A 19648-nucleotide genomic window follows, 5' to 3' on the forward strand; every position below is an offset into this window, starting at 1 on the left:
TTTATTCCGTTAAAAACTCAAAAAAACAAACTACTATAAATGGCACAACTTGAACCAATTTTACAAGAGAATAAAAATCGTTTCGTGATTTTTCCTATCAAACACCATGACATTTGGGAATTTTATAAAAGTATGGAAGCCAGTTTCTGGACGGCTGAAGAAATCGATTTGTCACAAGATTTAAATGACTGGAATAACAAGCTTTCGGACGATGAGCGTTATTTTGTTAAACACATTTTGGCATTTTTCGCAGCGTCAGATGGAATTGTAAATGAAAATTTGGCTGAAAATTTTGTGAACGAAGTGCAATATGCAGAAGCAAAATTCTTTTACGGGTTCCAAATCATGATGGAAAACATTCACAGCGAAACGTATTCGTTATTGATTGACACTTATGTAAAAGACGAAGCAGAGAAAGATGAATTGTTCAATGCATTAGAAGTTTTTCCTGCGATTAAGAAAAAAGCTGACTGGGCTTTGAAATGGATTGAATCAGATTCGTTTGCTGAAAGATTAATTGCTTTTGCAGCGGTGGAAGGAATTTTCTTTTCGGGAGCATTTTGTTCTATTTATTGGTTGAAAAAACGCGGATTAATGCCAGGATTGACATTTTCTAACGAATTGATTTCGCGTGATGAAGGCGTTCACTGTGATTTTGCGGTGCATTTACACAACCACCACTTGGTGAATAAAGTGCCAAAAGAAAGAATTAGAAGTATCATTGTAGATGCATTGAATATTGAAAGAGAATTTATTACCGAGTCGCTTCCAGTGAGTTTGATAGGAATGAATGCAGTTTTGATGACGCAATATTTAGAATTTGTTGCCGATAGATTATTGGTTGAATTAGGTTGCGAACGAGAATACAATACTACAAATCCGTTTGATTTTATGGATATGATTTCACTTCAAGGAAAAACAAACTTCTTTGAAAAGAAAGTGGCCGAATATCAAAAAGCCGGTGTTATGAATACCGATGAAGATGCTCAGAAAATATCTTTTGATGCTGATTTTTAGAAAATAGTTATTGTAGTATCGGGTTTTTTAGCCCCGATGAAAGGGAATATCCTTTTTGTTTTTTCTTTAAAAACAAAAAGATTGGAATGACAGCGGGATTAGCTTCCCAAAAAAAAATTAACAAATACCCAAAAAATAGAAAAGGGATTTTCTGTTTTTTAAAAACAATTTAGCTTATGTATGTAATTAAGAGAGATGGCCACAAAGAGCCGGTAATGTTCGACAAAATCACGGATAGAATTAAAAAACTATGCTATGGTTTGAATGATTTGGTTGATGCCGTAAAAGTGGCAATGCGCGTAATTGAAGGACTTTATGATGGTGTGTCGACATCGGAGTTGGATAATCTTGCTGCCGAAACTGCTGCGTCAATGACTATTGCGCATCCGGATTATGCACAGTTAGCTGCTCGTATTGCAATCTCAAATTTACATTCGAATACTAAAAAATCATTTTCGGAAACGATGAATGATATGTTCAATTATGTGAATCCAAGAAACGGTCAATATGCACCGTTACTTTCTGAGGAAGTGCATAAAGTGATAATGGATAACGCGGAATTTTTAGATTCCCATATTATATACAATAGAGATTTCAACTACGATTATTTTGGTTTTAAAACCTTAGAAAGATCGTATTTGCTAAAAATAAACGGTAAAATCGTGGAGCGTCCGCAACACATGTTGATGCGTGTTTCTGTTGGAATTCACTTAGACGATTTGAAATCGGTGATTGAAACCTACGACTTAATGTCGAAAAAGTTCTTTACGCATGCAACTCCTACATTGTTCAATGCAGGTACGCCAAAACCTCAAATGTCAAGCTGCTTCCTTTTGGCAATGCAAGACGATAGTATTGACGGGATTTATGATACGTTGAAACAAACGGCTAAAATCTCGCAATCAGCGGGTGGAATTGGGCTTTCTATTCACAATGTAAGAGCGACTGGTTCTTATATTCGTGGAACAAACGGAACGTCAAACGGAATTGTTCCGATGTTACGAGTTTTCAATGATACTGCAAGATATGTAGATCAAGGTGGAGGAAAACGTAAAGGAAGTTTTGCTATTTATATCGAAACTTGGCATGCGGATATCTTTGAATTTTTGGACTTGAAAAAGAATACCGGAAAAGAAGAAATGCGTGCGAGAGATTTGTTCTTCGCGATGTGGACTTCGGATTTATTCATGAAACGTGTGCAGGAAGACAGTTATTGGACCTTGATGTGCCCTAATGAATGCCCGGGATTGTATGATGTGTATGGTGACGATTTCGAAAAAATGTACACGGATTACGAAAAAGCAGGAAAAGGTAGAAAAACCATCAAAGCGCATGAATTGTGGGAAAAAATCCTAGAATCGCAAATTGAAACTGGAACACCTTACATGTTGTACAAAGATGCAGCCAACAGAAAATCAAACCAAAAAAATCTGGGTACCATTCGTTCTTCGAATTTGTGTACGGAGATTATGGAATTCACTTCTAAAGATGAAATTGCGGTTTGTAACTTGGCTTCACTTTCGTTACCAATGTTTGTGGAAAACAAAAAATTCAATCATGAATTGTTGTACACTGTTACCAAACGTGTAACCAGAAACTTAAATAAAGTAATTGACAGGAATTATTATCCGGTAATTGAAGGAGAGAATTCTAATAAACGCCACAGACCAATTGGTCTTGGAGTACAAGGATTAGCTGATGCTTTCATCATGTTGCGTTTGCCGTTTACGAGCGACGAAGCGAAAAAACTGAATCAGGAAATTTTTGAAACTTTATATTTTGCAGCCGTAACCGCATCGATGGAAATGGCCAAAGAAGAAGGTCCATATTCTAGTTTTGAAGGTTCGCCAATTTCACAAGGGGAATTTCAATATAACCTTTGGGGATTGAAAGATGAGGAATTATCAGGACGTTGGGACTGGACTTCATTGAGAAAAGAAGTAATGGAACACGGAGTGAGAAACTCGTTATTAGTGGCGCCAATGCCAACGGCTTCGACTTCTCAAATTTTGGGGAACAATGAAGCATTCGAACCATACACTTCTAATATTTACACGAGAAGAGTACTTTCGGGTGAATTTATTGTGGTAAACAAACACTTGTTGCACGATTTAGTGGAGCGTGGTTTGTGGAACGAGAACTTGAAACAAGAATTAATGCGTAATAACGGTTCAGTTCAAGCACTTAATATTCCACAAGACTTGAAAGAATTGTACAAAACCGTTTGGGAAATGTCAATGAAAGACATTATAGATATGTCACGTCAACGTGGTTATTTTGTGGATCAATCACAATCGTTGAATTTATTCATGCAAAATGCCAATTATTCTAAATTGACATCAATGCATTTCTATGCTTGGCAATCCGGATTGAAAACGGGAATGTATTATTTAAGAACAAAAGCTGCGGTGGATGCAATTAAATTTACATTGAATAATGATAAAAAAGCAGAGCCAATCGAAATTAAAGAGCAATCAATCGCTGTTCCTGCGGTTGCAGAAGCAGTAGAAATGACTGCGGATGAATACAGAGCGATGCTAGAATTGTCTAAAAATGCTGGTCCAGACGAATGTGAAATGTGTGGGAGTTAAAGATTTCAGAATGTAAAATAATAAAGGCCTCTTAATGGAGGCCTTTTATAAGAATGCTAACTTTAAATCGAGCGCTGAGGTAAAGAAAAAAACTAATACGCATAAAAAAAGGGACATCTGTGATATCCCTAACTTGTAAAACTTAATCATTTTGGTTCCGAGGCCTAAATATTAAATTAAGATATAAGACAATGAGATTACCTCATCCGCTTATTTTATATTTCAAAAGTATATAAATAGTACTGTCTTTCCAAGTTAAATATACACAGAATTTAATTTTTTATCTAAACTCCAATAAAACAAAGACTTGGAGTAAAATGAATTTTGAGAAAATTCTTAACAACAAAAAAGACAATATGATAAACTTATCAATTTACCGATTTACGCTTTTAAATAAAGCAAAAGAACAACAAGTTCTTAGTTTCTTCAATGAAGAAGAAGACTTGTTAGATACTATGAATGACTTCTGTAGTTACATCCATAAAAACACTAAATCTTATATAGATGTTCAGGGAAAGTATAGAACTTTTTCACTTTCAAATAATCAAATTAAAGATGTTGAAAAAAGGATTATCACAGGCTATTTTGATTCTGGATACACTGGGGAATATGGGCAAATAAAGGATGGAAGAACTTCTAATATCAAATATGACATTTTAAAAGGGGATTTATTTAGTAAAGATTTTTTCTATCTTATTCATGTTCCTAAAAATTCAAAATATGGTTTTTTTATTTTTCAGAAAAAAGAGAATCATGGTGTGAAAATGATATTTGAAAATGCTTTCAATTCTTTTATGAGGTTGAAAGGAGTTTCAAATTATTTACTACAATTAAAGCAAGCGCCCGCGAGATATCTGATTAATAATTTTTTAAAATTAGGAAAACTAAAAGAATTTAGGTTGATAGATGGTACAAGTCAATCTAACATAGAAACATTAGATTTAAATCTAGGCAGAGAGGAACGTGTAATAAAGTTGAATAGTTCAGCTAATAATCAAAGTGTGAAAAATATTTTGGTTGAATTGTTTGATAATTTTTCATCTCAAGATAAAATACCTTTTATGAATCAAGGTGCTTATGATGAAATAAGTTTTGTAATTGGCCATAATGGTATTTCGAAAACCTTTTACATTAAGGACAAAGAGAAAATTAGAACAAGCTTCAATGTTACTTCAATGGTTGAATTTGAGGATGGGGAAGCTACATTCGAATCATTAGTAAGGATTTCTTTAAAATTAATAAATTCAGCAGCATAACGTTGAGTGAATTTAAAATTAAAAGAGCATTTGAATTGTCAAATGCTCTTTTTTGTTTTTTATTAATTTATCTCGAAATAGAAGCTAACGTAAAACTTAAACAATGAATGTTTGAATTAAAACTACAAAAATAATTCACTATATTTGAGATAGTTATCACTGTAAAATTACTATCATGGAAAATAAAAAATTTACTGTTACGGATGATCTACTAGCTTCCAAAGGCCAACGTCTACTGAATTTCGTTATTGATTTATTTATAATTTATGTTATCGAAACCAGTATTGGTACAACCATAATTTTAATTGGAGATTTAACGAAAAGTGATACAGCATCAAATTGGGTTTCCTCATTAAGCGTAGTTGAAAGTTTCTTTTTTGGACTTGTTATCTTGTTTTTTTATTATTTAATAACTGAAATGTATTTTTCCAGAACCTTCGGGAAGTATTTCACGAAAACAATGGTTGTAAAGCATGAAGGTTCAAGACCCAATATGAAAAGTATAATTGTACGAACACTTTCTAGATTAATTCCTTTTGAGCCTTTTTCTTTTTTAACTGCTGAGCGAGGATGGCATGATACTTTATCAGTTACCTATGTGGTGAAAAAGCATGATTTTATAGCCAAAAAGAAATTGTTTTCTGAGCAATAAGAAAGTACAAAAGATAAAAATTGCAGTCATTTTAGGCTGCTTTTTTGTTTTTAAACACATCCTTTTCTTTATATTCGCTCCTTCTAAATACCAAAAATAAAATGATGAACTGGGAACAACTTTTATCACTAAAACGACAAGGCGACAAAGGCAAAAGATTACGTGTAGAACAAGACGATACCCGTTTGGGTTTTGAGGTGGATTATGACCGTATCATTTTCTCAGCCGCTTTTAGAAGTTTACAGGATAAAACACAAGTTATTCCGCTATCAAAAACAGATTTTGTGCACACCCGATTGACGCACAGTTTAGAAGTTTCGGTTGTGGGGCGTTCTTTGGGGCGATTGGTGGGTAAAAAAATCATCGAAAAATATCCGCATTTGAAAGAAGTTCATGGCTATCACATGAATGATTTTGGTGCTATTGTTGCGGCCGCATCTTTGGCTCATGATATTGGGAATCCTCCATTTGGACATTCCGGTGAAAAAGCGATTGGAGAATATTTTTCCATTGGAAAAGGGCAACAATATAAAGACCAGCTTAGCGCAAAAGAATGGCAGGATTTAACTGATTTTGAGGGAAATGCGAACGGTTTTTCGGTATTGACAGCTACTCGTCCCGGAATTGAAGGCGGACTTCGAATTTCGTATGCAACTTTGGGTGCTTTTATGAAGTATCCTAAAGAAAGCTTGCCGAAGAAACCAACCAAGGACATTGCCGACAAAAAATATGGTTTCTTTCAAACCGATAAAGCTTTTTTTCAAGATGTAGCTTTGGATATGGGTTTGATTCCAAATAAATCAGGCGAAAACATAGGTTTTGAAAGGCATCCTTTGGCATATTTAGTAGAAGCGGCGGATGATATTTGTTATACCATTATTGATTTTGAAGACGGAATCAATTTAGGATTGGTTTCTGAAGATTTTGCGTTGGAATATTTGATAAAATTGGTAAAAGACAGTATTGATACATCTAAATACAAGACTTTAGAAACCAAAGAAGACCGCATTAGTTATTTACGCGCTTTGGCAATTGGAAGTTTAATAAATGATGCCGTAAAAGTATTTGTTGAAAATGAAACGTTAATACTGAACGGAAAATTTCCTTTTGCCATAATGGACAAAAGCAAGTACAAAGCCCAAATGGATGATATTATCAAGATTAGTGTTAATAATATTTATCAAAGCCGTGAAGTGATTGAGAAGGAAATCGTAGGTTATCAGATTATTCAAACGTTATTGGATAAATTCATAACGGCTTTTAATAACAAATACAACGGTAATGCGTCTAATTACGATTCTTTAATTTTGAAAATGTTGCCTGAGAAACACCATTTGGAAAAAGAGAATCTTTATGGAAGATTACTGCATATTTGTCATTTTATCTCATTGCTGACGGATGGAAATGCTTTATTATTTTATAAAACGATTACTGCTGCTAAAAATTAACAATTGTACTGTTATAATTTGTTTGCTAAACCAAATAAATCAATTAGTTTTGCTTAATAATTTAATAATCATTTATTTTTTATGAAAAAAATTCTACTTTCTGTTATTTTTATAGTTCCATTACTGGTTTTTTCGCAGTCAAATAAACAAATAATTCAAAATTATTTGAATGGTTCTGAAGCCAGATCTAATAAGTTAAATCGTGAATTAAGCGATTGGGCTATTCAAAGTGAGGGTAGTCTTACCACTTCCGGTATAGAAAACTGCTACGTAATACAACGATATAATGGGATAGAGATTTTTAGAGCAGTTTCTAATTTTTCTATAAAAAATAAGCAGGTAATTGACGTAAAAAACAGCACTATCACTGATGCATTTAAGAAGGTTAATGCAACAAAATCGAGCCTATCTGTAGTAGATGCACTGGGAAAGGCTTACTTTCAATTAGGGATTACACCTAAGGAAAAATTTACTGTTTTAGAAACTGTTGAAATTAACAAATACAAAATAAGTAATGGTCTTGGAATTACGGAACCGGTTCTAGCAAATTTAGTATACCACCAAGAAAGTGGCAACAAATTAATTTTGGCTTGGGACTTTAACATTAATACTAGCGTACATGATCATTTATGGAGTGTTAGGATAGATGCTTTAAATGGTAAATTATTAGAAAAAAATGATTTAGTTATTTCTTGTAATTTTCATAAAGATAAAGTATTTGTAACTGAAAGTAATTTTGTCTTAAATAGCGCAGAGATGTTGCCAAAACAGCTGTATTCTCCTGTAATTTCTTCATCTTCAGGGGGCTCTTACCGTGTAATACCTTTTAACGTAGAGAGTCCAAGTCATGGAGCTTTTCAGTTGATATCAAATCCTTCAAATAGTAATGCATCACCATTTGGATGGCATGATACTGATGGTGCTATTGGTCCTGAGCATACTATTACAAGAGGAAATAATGTTTGGGCAAAAGATGATTTTTTTGCAAGTAATCAAGATGGTGGTTCAAGTCCTGACGGAGGATTATCCTTGTTGTTTGATTTCCCATATGGGGGCACAAGCGTTAACGCATCCACTTACATTGAAGCTGCGAACACTAATTTATTTTACATGAACAATATTATGCATGATGTATGGTATCAATATGGATTTGATGAGTTAAGTGGTAATTTTCAAGAGAATAATTATGACCGTGGAGGTACGGGAGGCGACTATGTTAATGCGGAAGCTCAAGATGGTTCATTAGCGACCCCAATGAGTTTAAATAATGCTAATTTCTCTACTCCTGTTGATGGAAATAGAGGTAGAATGCAAATGTTTGTGTGGAGTCGAGGTCCCGAAATTAAGCCATTGATTGTTACTTCTCCTGAGAGTCTGATAGGGAATTATGTAGCCACTCAAAATTCTTTTAGTCCAGGAAGGATTGACTTACCAGTTGAGCCTTCATTTCTGCAATCTGATTTAGTATTGTATTTAGATAGTTTTGGTAATGCTTCAGAAGGATGTTCAGCACCTACAAATGCCGCAGCAATGAATGGTAAAATTGTTATTGTTAGACGAGGGAGTTGTAATTTTACTGTAAAAGTAAAAGCAGCTCAAAATCAAGGGGCAATTGCTGTAATTGTAGTAAATAATGAAGAGAGAAGTATTCCAATGTCAGGTTCAGATGCGACTATTGCCATTCCAGCAATAAGTGTTTCGAGTTCTACAGGTGAGAATCTAATAGCGCAAATGGCAATTGGTCCAGTAAATGTGAAGATACAAACACAGTCACAACCTTTTTTGAATTCAGATGGTGATTTTGATAATGGGATAATCGCACACGAATATGGACACGGTATTTCAACGCGATTAGCTGGGGGTAGAAATAATTCAAGTTGTTTAACAAACAAAGATCAAATGGGCGAAGGTTGGTCTGATTGGTTTGCTTTGATGATGCAATTAAAACCTGGAGATGTTGGAGCGGCAAAAAGAGGAATTGGAACTTTTGTTTCTTCACAAGCTAATGATGGTTTGGGAATCAGAGATTATCAATATTCAACAGATAGGGAGGTAAATCCAATGACATATGCTTTCACTAATAATTTTCAATCGGTGGATGCTAATGGAGTTGAGCAAACTTCTGTACATGGTGTAGGTTCGGTATGGGCTACTATGTTATGGGATTTAACTTGGGCCTACATTAATAAGTATGGTTATGATGACAACAAGTATACCGGTAACGGAGGAAATAATAGGCTGATGCGCATTGTGTTAGATGGTATAAAGTTACAACCTTGTAGTCCAACTTTTGTAGATGCAAGAAATGCTATTATAGCTGCAGATCAGGCAATAACAGGTGGTAAGGATTACTGCTTAATTTGGGAAGTTTTTGCAGCTAGAGGCCTAGGGTTCAATGCATCAGCTGGAGATAGAAATATTGGAAATGATCAAGCGGAAGATTTTACTAGACCTGCTGCAGGAGCAAATTGTACACTAGGAACAGTAGACATTAATCAAGAAAATGTGATGCGTGTGTATCCAAATCCATCAAATGGGAATATAACGGTTCGAATTAACAACTATAACGGATTAGTAGCCGTAAAAGTGGTTGATCTTAATGGTAGAATAGTATATAGCGAAGATAAAGTAGCGTTTAGTAATGAAAAATCATTTGATTTAAGTCAACTTAGCGCTGGTATATATATGATTGATATTACGGGAGAAGGTTTGAAATATGTAGAGAAAATAATTATAAACTAAAATAATTAATTAACAAAAAAAGACCTGAAATATATAACAAATATTTCAGGTTTTTTTATTTAGAATATATACTCAATGCCAACTCCAATCGCTTGTCTTAATTGAGTTTTTGGACCTTCGGTTACCTGAATGCCCTCTATTTCTCTTTTGGATTTAATGTCATCATCATAGATAACGTGTGCTCCAATATTCGCTTTTACATATTGATTAACTACTAACTCTACTTGTAAGTCACAATCAATATCTATATTTCCAAAACGATTTACATAATCAGAATATAAGCTTAGTCGATTTTCTAAATTAATATTTTTGAATATTTCTTTTTTGTATTTGTTGGTAATCAGAAAACCAAGTTCCATTTTTGATCTTTCACCTTCTGTGAGTTGATTTCCGTCGAGATCGTAAGTAGCTTTTGGAACACCAAAAGCACCCTGATCAGCCAGTCTTTGGTCTAAAACTAAGGTTGTTTTAAATGTAAAAGGAGAGATGTAAAACGTTCTCTTTTTTTCTTTGTCGATATTTTCTGCTCCTATTCCCATAAAAATATAAGCTGGAGCAAATGGTTTTGAGATTGCTTTTTCAGTATTTGGATAGGCATAACCGTTTGTGAACTGCGTATTAAAATTAAATTTTGCAGAATGATACCAGTTAGAAAGTGTGTCTTTTCTGTAGCCAAAAGTAGAGTTTAATTGTATTGCATCTTCGGTTTTTCTAAGATCGATTCCGTCTTGTTTATTCAATCCATACTTAACGATTAATTCATTTGACCAGTTGTAATTACTACGGGCATAGACTCTGTGAAATTTTCCTTTAAATAATCCTGAAATCGAACTTGTTCCCCCGGCAGACCAGTTAACAAAGGCAACTTCGGAAATATCAAAGCCTAAACTGTTTTTTTTACTCCAATACGTTAAGGGAAGATAATGTGTTTTAGTTTGTATTTTTAGTGGTACATACAATGATTTCCCTGCAGTTGTTAGTCTGGTTATAGGTGTAAGTCCATCAAGAAGAGTGCTGTTTGTTGCTTGTTGGGAAAAACTATTAAGAGGGATTGTGAATGTAAGCAGTAATAATGTGTAGACTAAAAATTTCATTTTGGGGTAGTTATATTTAAGACGGCAAAATAATTATTTTAATAACTTGAAAAAAATATTTCAAGACTTTTAACGTCAATTTTGCAATATTGTTGCAATTCGGTTACCGTTCCATGTTCAATAAACTCATCTGGAATACCCAAAACAGTAATTTTTGACGCATAATTGTTCTCCGAGGCAAACTCGAGAATTGCACTTCCAAACCCGCCTTTTACAGTGCCATCCTCTATTGTAATGATGGTATTAAAGGTATTGAAAATGGTGTTTAATACCTTTTCGTCTAACGGTTTGACAAATGAAAAATCATAATGCGCAATATTTTGTGGATGTTTCATTTTGGCTATAGCCAAAGAGACATTGATGCCAATAGTTCCATTGGATAAAACGGCAACTTTCGAACCTTCTTTGATGCAAACACTTTCTCCAATTACTATTTTTTTATACTTCCTAAGATGTTGTGTTTGCCAATCTGCAATAACGCCGCGACCACGTGGATAGCGAATAGCGATAGGATGATTTAATCCTAATTGAGCAGTATATAAGATGTTTTGCAATGCTATTTCATTTATTGGGGCATGAATAATCATGTTAGGAATGCAACGCAAATAAGCCAAATCGAAAACACCGTGGTGTGTGGCTCCATCCTCTCCCACTAAACCTGCTCTGTCCAAACAAAAAATCACTGGAAGATTTTGTAGCGCCACATCGTGGATTATTTGGTCATATGCTCTTTGTAAAAATGTTGAGTAAATATTGCAATAAACTACCATGCCTTGTGTTGCCATTCCGGCAGCTAAAGTCACGGCATGCTGTTCGGCAATTCCCACGTCAAAAGCACGTTTTGGAAAGGCATCCATCATGAATTTTAACGAACTTCCGGATGGCATAGCAGGTGTAATTCCTATGATTTTGTCATTTTTTCTGGCTAGATCCAATACGGTCAAGCCAAAAACATCCTGATATTTTGGAGGTAATTTTTCTTCGGATTTAACGTGTATTTCTCCAGTTAAAGCGTCAAATTTTCCCGGAGCATGGTATTTTACCTGATCCTCTTCGGCTTGTTGAAGACCTTTCCCTTTTGTGGTAATGATATGAAGGAATTTAGGTCCTTTTATTTTTTGTAAACGTTTTAGTTCTTTAATCACGACAAAAATATCATGGCCGTCTATTGGACCCGAATAATCAAAATTCAATGATTTAATCATGTTGTTTTGCCTCGGATTTTTTCCTTCTTTTACGGCAGTGAGGTATTGTTTCAAAGCACCAACGCTTGGATCAATCCCGATAGCGTTATCATTAAGAATCACTAATAAATTAGCATCTGTAACTCCGGCGTGATTTAGGCCTTCAAAAGCCATTCCTGAAGCGATGGAAGCGTCTCCAATCACAGCAATGTGTTGTTTGTTGAAATCGCCCTTCAAATTAGAAGCAATTGCCATTCCTAACGCTGCCGAAATGGAAGTAGAGGAGTGGCCTACACCAAAAGCATCGTAAATACTCTCACTTCTTTTTGGGAAACCGGAAATACCGCCGAGTTGACGATTGGTATGAAAATTTTCTCTTCTTCCTGTGAGTATTTTATGTCCATAGGCTTGATGGCCTACGTCCCAAATCAATAAATCATTTGGAGTATCAAAAACATAATGCAACGCAATGGTCAATTCGATGACTCCCAGGCTTGCGCCAAGATGACCTTCTTTTACAGCCACAATGTCGATAATGAAATCGCGTAATTCTTGGGCAACTTGAGGAAGTTGGGCTTCGTCAAGCAAGCGTAAATCGGTTGGGTTGTTGATGTTTGAAAGTAAATTATCTGACATAAAGCAAAGGTACGATTTGAAATTGTATTTTTGCAGTTGATAAAAAAAGTTGTTTCACAAAGAATTTAAATTTGCGAATTTGCGATCTATACTATGATAAATCCTTTCACCGACGAATATTTTATGAAAAAGGCTGTGCAGGAAGCTGAAATGGCTTTTGAAAAAGGTGAAATTCCTGTTGGCGCCCTAATTGTCATTGATAATAAGGTCATTGCCAGAAGTCATAATTTAACCGAATTATTACATGATGTTACGGCTCACGCCGAAATGCAATCCATCACTGCCGCTGCGAATTATCTTGGCGGGAAATATTTAATAGGTTGTACACTATATGTCACACTGGAGCCTTGCCAGATGTGTGCCGGTGCTTTGTACTGGAGTCAGATTTCAAAAATTGTATATGGAGCCAGTGATGAACATCGTGGTTTTGTGAAAATGGGTACGCAATTGCATCCTAAAACTACAGTTGTTTCTGGAATTATGGCAAATGAAGCTTCGGAGTTGATGAAGCGATTTTTTGTTGAGAGAAGGAAGTGATACTATAAACGAATGCCATAGCCCAGATAGAAGCGGCATCCTTTTTCTGGCTTCTTTAGCCAGGAAAAGATATAGCGGATAGCTGGAAATAGCTCCTAAAAACAAATAAATTATAAATTACAGATTGCTTCGAAAAATCTCGCAATGACGCAAAAAAAAAACTCCCCAATTTCTTGAGGAGTTTGTAATTTATTCTATGACAGCATTTTCTTTTTTGTCGTAGAAATGATATTCTAAATACGTGTAAGCATCACGAGGTATAATTTTCACCCATTTTTTATGTTCAAGAAACCATTTTGAACGTAATGATGGAAAACCTTTGGTAAGGTATGCTGCCACAAAAGGGTGTACATTAAGCACAACATCTTTGTGGTTTTTTAATACTCTTTCCAGATCAAAAGCGATTTTATCAATGATTTGAATTGGCGCTTCAATTTCACCACTTTCATTGTTTGGATCTTCTTCTCTAGTTTTAATATTAACTTCTGGTCTTACTCTTTGTCTTGTAATTTGAACTAATCCAAATTTACTCGGAGGTAAGATCTTGTGTTTTGCTTTATCATCGCTCATTTCTTCTTTCAAGAAATCGAACAACACTTTGCGATTTTCAGGATTTGACATATCGATAAAATCGACTACGATGATTCCGCCCATATCACGAAGACGTAATTGTCTTGCGATTTCGGCAGCTGCAATCATATTGACTTCCATGGCTGTATCTTCCTGGTTGGTGGCTTTATTAGAACGGTTTCCGCTGTTTACGTCAATGACGTGCAAGGCTTCAGTGTGTTCGATAATAAGATACGCTCCTTTACTCATGGATACTGTTTTTCCAAAAGAAGTTTTGATTTGTCTCTCTATGTTGTATTTCTCAAAAATAGGTGTGTCTTTTGATTGATAAAACTTAACGATTGATTGTTTGGATGGTGCAATTTCTTGCAAATAATCCTTTGTTTGGTTGTACAACTCTTCGTCATCTATCTGAATACCGCTGAAGGTATCGTTGAATACATCTCTTAATATCGAAGAGGCTCTGTTGAGTTCTCCTAATACTTTTGACGGATGATGAGCAGTTGGTAATTTTTTACACATTGCAGTCCATCTGCTGAGCAGGTTCTGCAAATCTTTTTCTAATTCGGCTGTATTTTTGCCTTCGGCTACTGTGCGAACAATAACACCAAATCCTTTTGGTTTGATGGATTGCACTAATCGTTTCAAGCGTTCTTTTTCTTTTTTGTCTTCTATTTTTTGTGAAATAGAAACGCGGTCAGAAAACGGAACCAAAACTATAAATCTTCCGGCAAGAGAAAGCTCAGCGCTAATTCTTGGTCCTTTTGTAGATATAGGTTCTTTGACGACTTGTACTAAAACAGATTGATTGGAACTCAAAACATCAGTAATGGTGCCATCTTTGTCTATTTCTTTTTCAAACTGAAAGTTTTTTAGGGAGAAATCTTTTAATTTACCTGCGCTTACAAGTTTTATGAATTTCAGTTGGGAAGCTAAATTAGGTCCTAAATCATGATAATGTAAAAAGGCATCTTTTTCGAAGCCTACATTTACAAAAGCAGCGTTAAGTCCGGCAACTGGTTTCCTGATTTTGGCAATAAAAATATCACCAACTTGGAAGTTGCTTTTTTCTTCTTCTTTGTGTAATTCAATTAGTTTTCCATCTTTTAATAAGGCAAAATCTACGGCTTCAGAACTAGATCGGATGATTAATTCTTTATTCACGCTGTACATTTTTATCTATTCGCCAAGGCGAACAAATGGATTAAACAATATTTTAACAGGTATTGAACCCGGGGAGATTTTAGATTTATGAGTTTTGATTCTTGATTTTAGATTTTTCAAATCTGCAATCTTAAATCGGTAATCTACAATCTTAAATCTCAATTTCAATGAACGTTTAAAAAGAAAAAAGTAGTTTAAAACTACTTTTTCTTTTTGTGACGGTTAGCTCTCGCTCTTTTTTTACGTTTGTGAGTTGCTACCTTATGTCTCTTTCTTTTTTTACCACTTGGCATATCTTGTCGATTTTATGATTAATTAATATTATTATTTTGCTTCGTTATTTGTTTTTACTCCTTCTACAAAAACTTTTGCAGGTTTAAATGCAGGAATGTTGTGTGCAGGAATTTTTATTGTCGTATTTTTAGAAATATTTCTTCCTGTTTTCTCAGCTCTAGTTTTCACTATAAAACTTCCAAAACCTCTTAAATAAACATTGTCTCCAGTTTCCAATGAATTTTTTACTTCATTCATAAAAGTCTCTACAGTCGCCTGTACATCTCCTTTTTCAAGACCTAATTTCTCTGAAATTTTTGCTACGATATCTGCTTTCGTCATTTTCTTTCCTATTTATAATGTTGTACTATTTTTTTGAGGTTGCAAAGATATGAATTTAAAATACAATTATTCAAGCTAATTGATTAAAATTTAATTACATAAACTTTTACTTTTGTAGTCTAATATTTAAAGATGAATTTTTCTAACCTGCTGATAAAATGGTATTTACAAAATAAACGCGATTTACCATGGCGAAATACTACCAATCCATACCCTATTTGGCTCTCTGAAATCATGTTGCAACAGACGCGTGTTGCACAAGGAATGCCTTATTTTATGTCTTTTACAACCGCTTTTCCTACTGTTTTTGATTTGGCGGAAGCCAATGAAGAACAAGTTTTGAAACTCTGGCAGGGATTGGGATATTATTCCAGAGCCCGAAACCTACATAAAACAGCCCAACATATCGCACAGGAATTATCGGGAGTATTTCCAGACAATTATAATGACTTATTAAAATTAAAAGGAGTAGGGGAATATACGGCGGCAGCTATTGCTTCTTTCTCCTATAATGAAGCTGTTGCCGTTGTTGATGGGAATGTGTTTCGGGTTTTGTCCCGTTATTTTGATATGGATACGGATATTGCTCAGGCTTCCGCCAAAAAAGAATTCGCTGCTTTAGCTTTCGAGCTGATGCCAAAGGATAATCCTGCGACCTTCAATCAAGCCATTATGGAATTTGGCGCGTTGCAATGCGTTCCTAAAAGTCCGAATTGCGGTATTTGTGTTTTTAATGAAAGTTGCGCTGCTTTGCAAAAAAACAAAGTCGATCAGTTGCCTGTAAAGTCCAAAAAACTAAAAGTTAGGAACCGATACTTTAATTATTTGGTTCTTGAAGACGAAACGGGAAATACACTTATCCAGAAACGAACAGACAAAGGGATTTGGCACAACTTATATGAATTTCCTTTGATAGAAACAGAAAAAGAAGAAGATTTTGATACTATCACTGCTCTTATACAAAAGGATTTTAGCAACCAATATGAAATTATGAGTATGTTAGAATATAACGAAAAAAGTATCATTCATAAATTGTCACACCAGCATTTGCACATCAAGTTTTGGAAAGTGAAAATTGAAGGAACAATTGAAAACGGAATTGATAGGGAAACATTGAGAACTTTTCCGTTTCCAATTGTGATTCATAATTTTATTGAAAAGGATTTATAGAGTTTCTAAAAAAATGTATCTTTGATAAAATACTACATTCTAAAATGAACGGAACATTAAATAAGGTTATGCTAATTGGTTTTCTTGGCGATGATATTAAAATGCATTATTTTGACGGAGGCAACTGTATCGGAAGATTTCAGTTGGCAACAAACGAAGTATACATCAACAAAACTACCAATGAAAAAATCACTTCTACGGAGTGGCATAATTTGGTAGTGCGCAATAAAGCGGCAGAACTTTGTGAAAAATACCTTTCTAAAGGAGATAAAATTTACGTGGAAGGGCGCATTAAATCCCGTCAATGGCAGTCAGAGGATGGAAGTACAAAACATACCACTGAAATTCAGGTAACCGAATTCACTTTTCTTTCCACAAAAAAAGACAGTGAAAGTAACAAACAAATTCCTGCAGCTGATGTTGTGAAAAACACTAATTTTGACCCAGAAAATAATGTCTTGCCTATTAATGACTTGCCATTTTGATTGTTTAATTAATCTTAACTAATTTGGACCCAGAGCCCAGTTTATTTGTTACTTACGCTGTAGGTGCTAATGTAGCAGTTGGCATAACAGGAATAGTCGTTTTGCTGTTTTGTTCCGCTTTAATTTCAGGTGCTGAAGTAGCCTTGTTTTCGTTGTCACAAAAAGATGTCGAGGAAACGATACAGGAGCATAATTCTAAAGGGAAAATAATTTCGGAACTTTTAGAAAAGCCCAAAAAACTTCTGGCTACGCTTCTGGTAGCAAATAACTTTATTAACATAGCCATCGTAATATTATTTTCATTTGTTGGAAAAAGTATGTTTGCTGCGATAACATCAACACTTTTAAAATTCATTCTGGAAGTATTGGTCGTGACATTTTTGATTTTGTTATTTGGAGAGGTTCTGCCCAAAGTGTATGCCAGCAGAAATAACGTAAAATTCGCTAAATTGATAGCCTACCCAATTGCTTTTCTGGATAAGATGTTATCTCCAATAAGTTTACCCATGCGGGCCGCCACGATTTATTTGCATAACAAATTAGGAAAACAAAAAACAAATTTCTCTGTCAATCAATTATCACAAGCTTTAGAACTTACGGCTTCGGATGAGACATCTACCGAAGAGCAAAAAATTTTAGAAGGAATTGTAAGCTTTGGAAATACGGATACGAGACAAGTGATGAGTCCCCGAATTGACATTTTTGCTTTAGAAATAGAGGAATCTTTTTCCGTTATTTGTCCCAAAATTATAGAAAAAGGATATTCCAGAATTCCAGTGTATCGAGACAATATAGATCAGATAGAAGGCGTTTTGTATGTCAAAGATTTGTTGCCACATATTAATAAAAATGAATTTGATTGGAAATCGTTGTTGCGAGAGCCTTTCTTTGTTCCTGAAAATAAAAAATTGGATAATCTGTTAAAAGATTTTCAAAGCATGAAAAGTCATTTGGCTATCGTTGTTGATGAATATGGCGGAACATCAGGATTGGTTTCCCTTGAAGACGTCATTGAAGAAATTGTTGGAGATATCAGTGATGAATTTGATGATGATCATATAAATTTTTCCCAAATTGACGATAAAAATTACCTTTTTGAAGGAAAAATAAACCTTAAGGATTTTTATCGAATTATTGATGTTGATGAAGAGTTATTTGAAATCAAAAAAGGAGAAGCTGAAACGCTAGCTGGATTTATTTTGGAAATTCTAGGTAATTTTCCTAAAAAAGATCAAAAAATAACATTTGAAAACTGTCTGTTTACGGTAGAAGCAGTTGATAAAAAACGGGTGAAACAAATAAAAGTAACGATTGAATAATTCTCCCCTAACCGCTTCCGAAGGAAGGAGAATAATTGTGGAAGGTGTTTCTCTTGAAAAAATAAAAGATTAAATAAATTTAGAATAAAGATGTTTAAAAAAACAATCGCTTTTTGTACAATAATGGGAGTCTCATTGGTGAGTTTTAGTTGCAAAGACGATGTCTTGCCAAAACCATCAAGCTATTTGCGGTTGGATTATCCAGAAGCCAAATATGTGAATTTTGAAAATGAGTGCCCTTTTACTTTCGAAATGAATTCAGACGCCGTTATTAAAAAAGACAAGAATTGTGGTTTCACGATTACATACCCTAAAATGAAAGCGACAATTTATCTCACGTATAAACCAGTGTCGGAAAATGTCAATAAATTATTGCGTGATGCGCAAAAATTAACTTTTGAACACGTGATAAAAGCAGATGATATATTAGAACAGCCGTATTTGAATTCCGACCAAAAAGTTTATGGAATGTTTTATCAGGTAGAAGGAAATGCCGCTACAAATTCACAGTTTTATGCCACTGATAGTACCAAGCATTTTGTAACGGGTTCCGTTTATTTCTATGCAAGACCTAATTATGATTCTATTATGCCAGCGGCGAGTTATATCAAAAATGACATGCAGCGACTGATGGAAACCTTAAAATGGAAATAACAAAAAGTAATATTTTATCATTTAAGTATAAATAAGCGCGTGAATATTGGATTCAGAGCTTTCTTATATGGTTCAAAAAAAGCATTCCCGTTAAGAGAATGCTTTTTTTATAGAATGTAAAAGTCTGGATTACGACTTCATTTTCGAAACTTTATACGTTTTACCATCGGCAGCAGCTTCGACAACTGTTGTCAGTTTTTCTGGTGTTTGAACTGTTTTGTCAAAAGTTACTGTGGCTAGTTTTGTGTCAAAATCTACTGTTGCTTTTTGAACACCGTCCAGTGCGGTTAAATCTTCTTGGATAGTTTTTGCGCAACCTACAGCGCATGTCATTCCTTCTACAGAGAAACTCGCTGTTTGAAGATTAGCAGCAGCAATTTCTTTTTTAACTTTTGGAGTTTCTGTTGTTGCAGTTTCTTTTGAAACTTTATCTGTTGATTTTTCTTTACAGCCTACAAATAAAACACTGGTAAGTATTAGCGTTACGATTGATTTTTTGAAATTCATTATGTTG

Annotated in this window: 16 protein-coding genes; 11 read left to right on the plus strand and 5 right to left on the minus strand. The window is 34.6% G+C overall.

The genetic code is table 11. The features are described from left to right. Positions 1–39 precede the first annotated feature (39 nt). The 6 genes from BC952_RS03670 (at position 40) to BC952_RS03695 (ending at position 9706) form a co-directional block, all read left to right on the plus strand. On the plus strand, positions 40–1017 hold the full coding sequence (locus BC952_RS03670) for a ribonucleotide-diphosphate reductase subunit beta (RefSeq protein ID WP_091166051.1): 978 nt from the start codon (positions 40–42) through the stop codon (positions 1015–1017). A 176-nt stretch (positions 1018–1193) separates the two neighbouring features. Then, positions 1194–3608 (plus strand): ribonucleoside-diphosphate reductase subunit alpha, encoded by a 2415-nt coding sequence (locus tag BC952_RS03675; RefSeq protein WP_121364289.1) that lies wholly within the window; start codon positions 1194–1196, stop codon positions 3606–3608. Between the two features lie 317 nt (positions 3609–3925). Beyond that, positions 3926–4864: a hypothetical protein gene (locus tag BC952_RS03680; protein WP_121364290.1), complete on the plus strand. Its 939-nt coding sequence runs from the start codon at positions 3926–3928 to the stop codon at positions 4862–4864. 175 nt (positions 4865–5039) lie between these two features. Next, positions 5040–5516 carry an RDD family protein gene (locus BC952_RS03685; RefSeq protein WP_121364291.1) on the plus strand — a complete coding sequence of 159 codons (477 nt, stop codon included), beginning with the start codon at positions 5040–5042 and terminating at the stop codon, positions 5514–5516. 104 nt (positions 5517–5620) lie between these two features. Beyond that, positions 5621–6964 carry a dGTP triphosphohydrolase gene (dgt, locus tag BC952_RS03690; RefSeq protein ID WP_121364943.1) on the plus strand — a complete coding sequence of 448 codons (1344 nt, stop codon included), beginning with the start codon at positions 5621–5623 and terminating at the stop codon, positions 6962–6964. Between the two features lie 81 nt (positions 6965–7045). Then, a complete protein-coding gene (locus BC952_RS03695; protein ID WP_121364292.1) occupies positions 7046–9706 on the plus strand; it encodes a T9SS-dependent M36 family metallopeptidase in 2661 nt (886 codons plus the stop codon). A gap of 59 nt (positions 9707–9765) precedes the next feature. On the opposite strand, the gene BC952_RS03700 is transcribed toward BC952_RS03695, so the two are convergent. Together BC952_RS03700 and BC952_RS03705 are read right to left on the minus strand one after the other, a co-directional pair. Then, positions 9766–10800 carry a DUF3078 domain-containing protein gene (locus BC952_RS03700; protein WP_121364293.1) on the minus strand — a complete coding sequence of 345 codons (1035 nt, stop codon included), beginning with the start codon at positions 10798–10800 and terminating at the stop codon, positions 9766–9768. A gap of 38 nt (positions 10801–10838) precedes the next feature. Next, a complete protein-coding gene (locus BC952_RS03705) occupies positions 10839–12620 on the minus strand; it encodes a 1-deoxy-D-xylulose-5-phosphate synthase (protein ID WP_121364294.1) in 1782 nt (593 codons plus the stop codon). A 93-nt stretch (positions 12621–12713) separates the two neighbouring features. Here BC952_RS03705 and BC952_RS03710 point away from each other — a divergent pair, with 93 nt between their 5' ends. Then, entirely contained in the window at positions 12714–13157 is a 444-nt protein-coding gene (locus BC952_RS03710) for a nucleoside deaminase (RefSeq protein WP_121364295.1), read from the plus strand. 189 nt (positions 13158–13346) lie between these two features. On the opposite strand, the gene BC952_RS03715 is transcribed toward BC952_RS03710, so the two are convergent. After that, positions 13347–14891 (minus strand): Rne/Rng family ribonuclease, encoded by a 1545-nt coding sequence (locus BC952_RS03715; RefSeq protein ID WP_113634220.1) that lies wholly within the window; start codon positions 14889–14891, stop codon positions 13347–13349. A gap of 324 nt (positions 14892–15215) precedes the next feature. Next, on the minus strand, positions 15216–15506 hold the full coding sequence (locus tag BC952_RS03720) for an HU family DNA-binding protein (RefSeq protein ID WP_066080765.1): 291 nt from the start codon (positions 15504–15506) through the stop codon (positions 15216–15218). Between the two features lie 132 nt (positions 15507–15638). Here BC952_RS03720 and mutY point away from each other — a divergent pair, with 132 nt between their 5' ends. The 4 genes from mutY (at position 15639) to gldD (ending at position 19134) form a co-directional block, all read left to right on the plus strand. Then, the gene (gene mutY, locus BC952_RS03725; RefSeq protein ID WP_121364296.1) at positions 15639–16676 is read left to right on the plus strand and encodes an A/G-specific adenine glycosylase; all 1038 of its coding nucleotides are present in this window, start codon (positions 15639–15641) and stop codon (positions 16674–16676) included. 44 nt (positions 16677–16720) lie between these two features. Then, positions 16721–17161, plus strand: coding sequence for a single-stranded DNA-binding protein (locus BC952_RS03730; protein ID WP_121364297.1), 441 nt, complete (start codon positions 16721–16723; stop codon positions 17159–17161). Between the two features lie 23 nt (positions 17162–17184). Next, complete coding sequence (locus BC952_RS03735) at positions 17185–18480, plus strand: gliding motility-associated protein GldE (protein WP_121364298.1); 1296 nt, start codon at positions 17185–17187, stop codon at positions 18478–18480. Between the two features lie 90 nt (positions 18481–18570). After that, positions 18571–19134 carry a gliding motility lipoprotein GldD gene (gldD, locus tag BC952_RS03740; RefSeq protein WP_121364299.1) on the plus strand — a complete coding sequence of 188 codons (564 nt, stop codon included), beginning with the start codon at positions 18571–18573 and terminating at the stop codon, positions 19132–19134. A 129-nt stretch (positions 19135–19263) separates the two neighbouring features. Here the strand turns inward: gldD and BC952_RS03745 are convergent, their stop codons facing one another. Further along, the gene (locus tag BC952_RS03745; protein ID WP_121364300.1) at positions 19264–19641 is read right to left on the minus strand and encodes a heavy-metal-associated domain-containing protein; all 378 of its coding nucleotides are present in this window, start codon (positions 19639–19641) and stop codon (positions 19264–19266) included. Positions 19642–19648: the final 7 nt, after the last annotated feature.

Origin of the sequence: Flavobacterium limicola (assembly GCF_003634755.1) — a bacterium.
Taxonomy (GTDB): Bacteria; Bacteroidota; Bacteroidia; order Flavobacteriales; family Flavobacteriaceae; genus Flavobacterium; species Flavobacterium limicola.

What these genes read in the sequence shown, in the direction of transcription:
- BC952_RS03670 (WP_091166051.1), top strand. Translation starts at nt 40, where the DNA reads ATGGCACAACTTGAACCAATTTTACAAGAGAATAAAAATCGTTTCGTG.
- BC952_RS03675 (WP_121364289.1), top strand. Translation starts at nt 1,194, where the DNA reads ATGTATGTAATTAAGAGAGATGGCCACAAAGAGCCGGTAATGTTCGAC.
- BC952_RS03680 (WP_121364290.1), top strand. Translation starts at nt 3,926, where the DNA reads ATGAATTTTGAGAAAATTCTTAACAACAAAAAAGACAATATGATAAAC.
- BC952_RS03685 (WP_121364291.1), top strand. Translation starts at nt 5,040, where the DNA reads ATGGAAAATAAAAAATTTACTGTTACGGATGATCTACTAGCTTCCAAA.
- dgt (WP_121364943.1), top strand. Translation starts at nt 5,621, where the DNA reads ATGAACTGGGAACAACTTTTATCACTAAAACGACAAGGCGACAAAGGC.
- BC952_RS03695 (WP_121364292.1), top strand. Translation starts at nt 7,046, where the DNA reads ATGAAAAAAATTCTACTTTCTGTTATTTTTATAGTTCCATTACTGGTT.
- BC952_RS03700 (WP_121364293.1), bottom strand. Translation starts at nt 10,800, where the DNA reads ATGAAATTTTTAGTCTACACATTATTACTGCTTACATTCACAATCCCT.
- BC952_RS03705 (WP_121364294.1), bottom strand. Translation starts at nt 12,620, where the DNA reads ATGTCAGATAATTTACTTTCAAACATCAACAACCCAACCGATTTACGC.
- BC952_RS03710 (WP_121364295.1), top strand. Translation starts at nt 12,714, where the DNA reads ATGATAAATCCTTTCACCGACGAATATTTTATGAAAAAGGCTGTGCAG.
- BC952_RS03720 (WP_066080765.1), bottom strand. Translation starts at nt 15,506, where the DNA reads ATGACGAAAGCAGATATCGTAGCAAAAATTTCAGAGAAATTAGGTCTT.
- mutY (WP_121364296.1), top strand. Translation starts at nt 15,639, where the DNA reads ATGAATTTTTCTAACCTGCTGATAAAATGGTATTTACAAAATAAACGC.
- BC952_RS03730 (WP_121364297.1), top strand. Translation starts at nt 16,721, where the DNA reads ATGAACGGAACATTAAATAAGGTTATGCTAATTGGTTTTCTTGGCGAT.
- gldD (WP_121364299.1), top strand. Translation starts at nt 18,571, where the DNA reads ATGTTTAAAAAAACAATCGCTTTTTGTACAATAATGGGAGTCTCATTG.
- BC952_RS03745 (WP_121364300.1), bottom strand. Translation starts at nt 19,641, where the DNA reads ATGAATTTCAAAAAATCAATCGTAACGCTAATACTTACCAGTGTTTTA.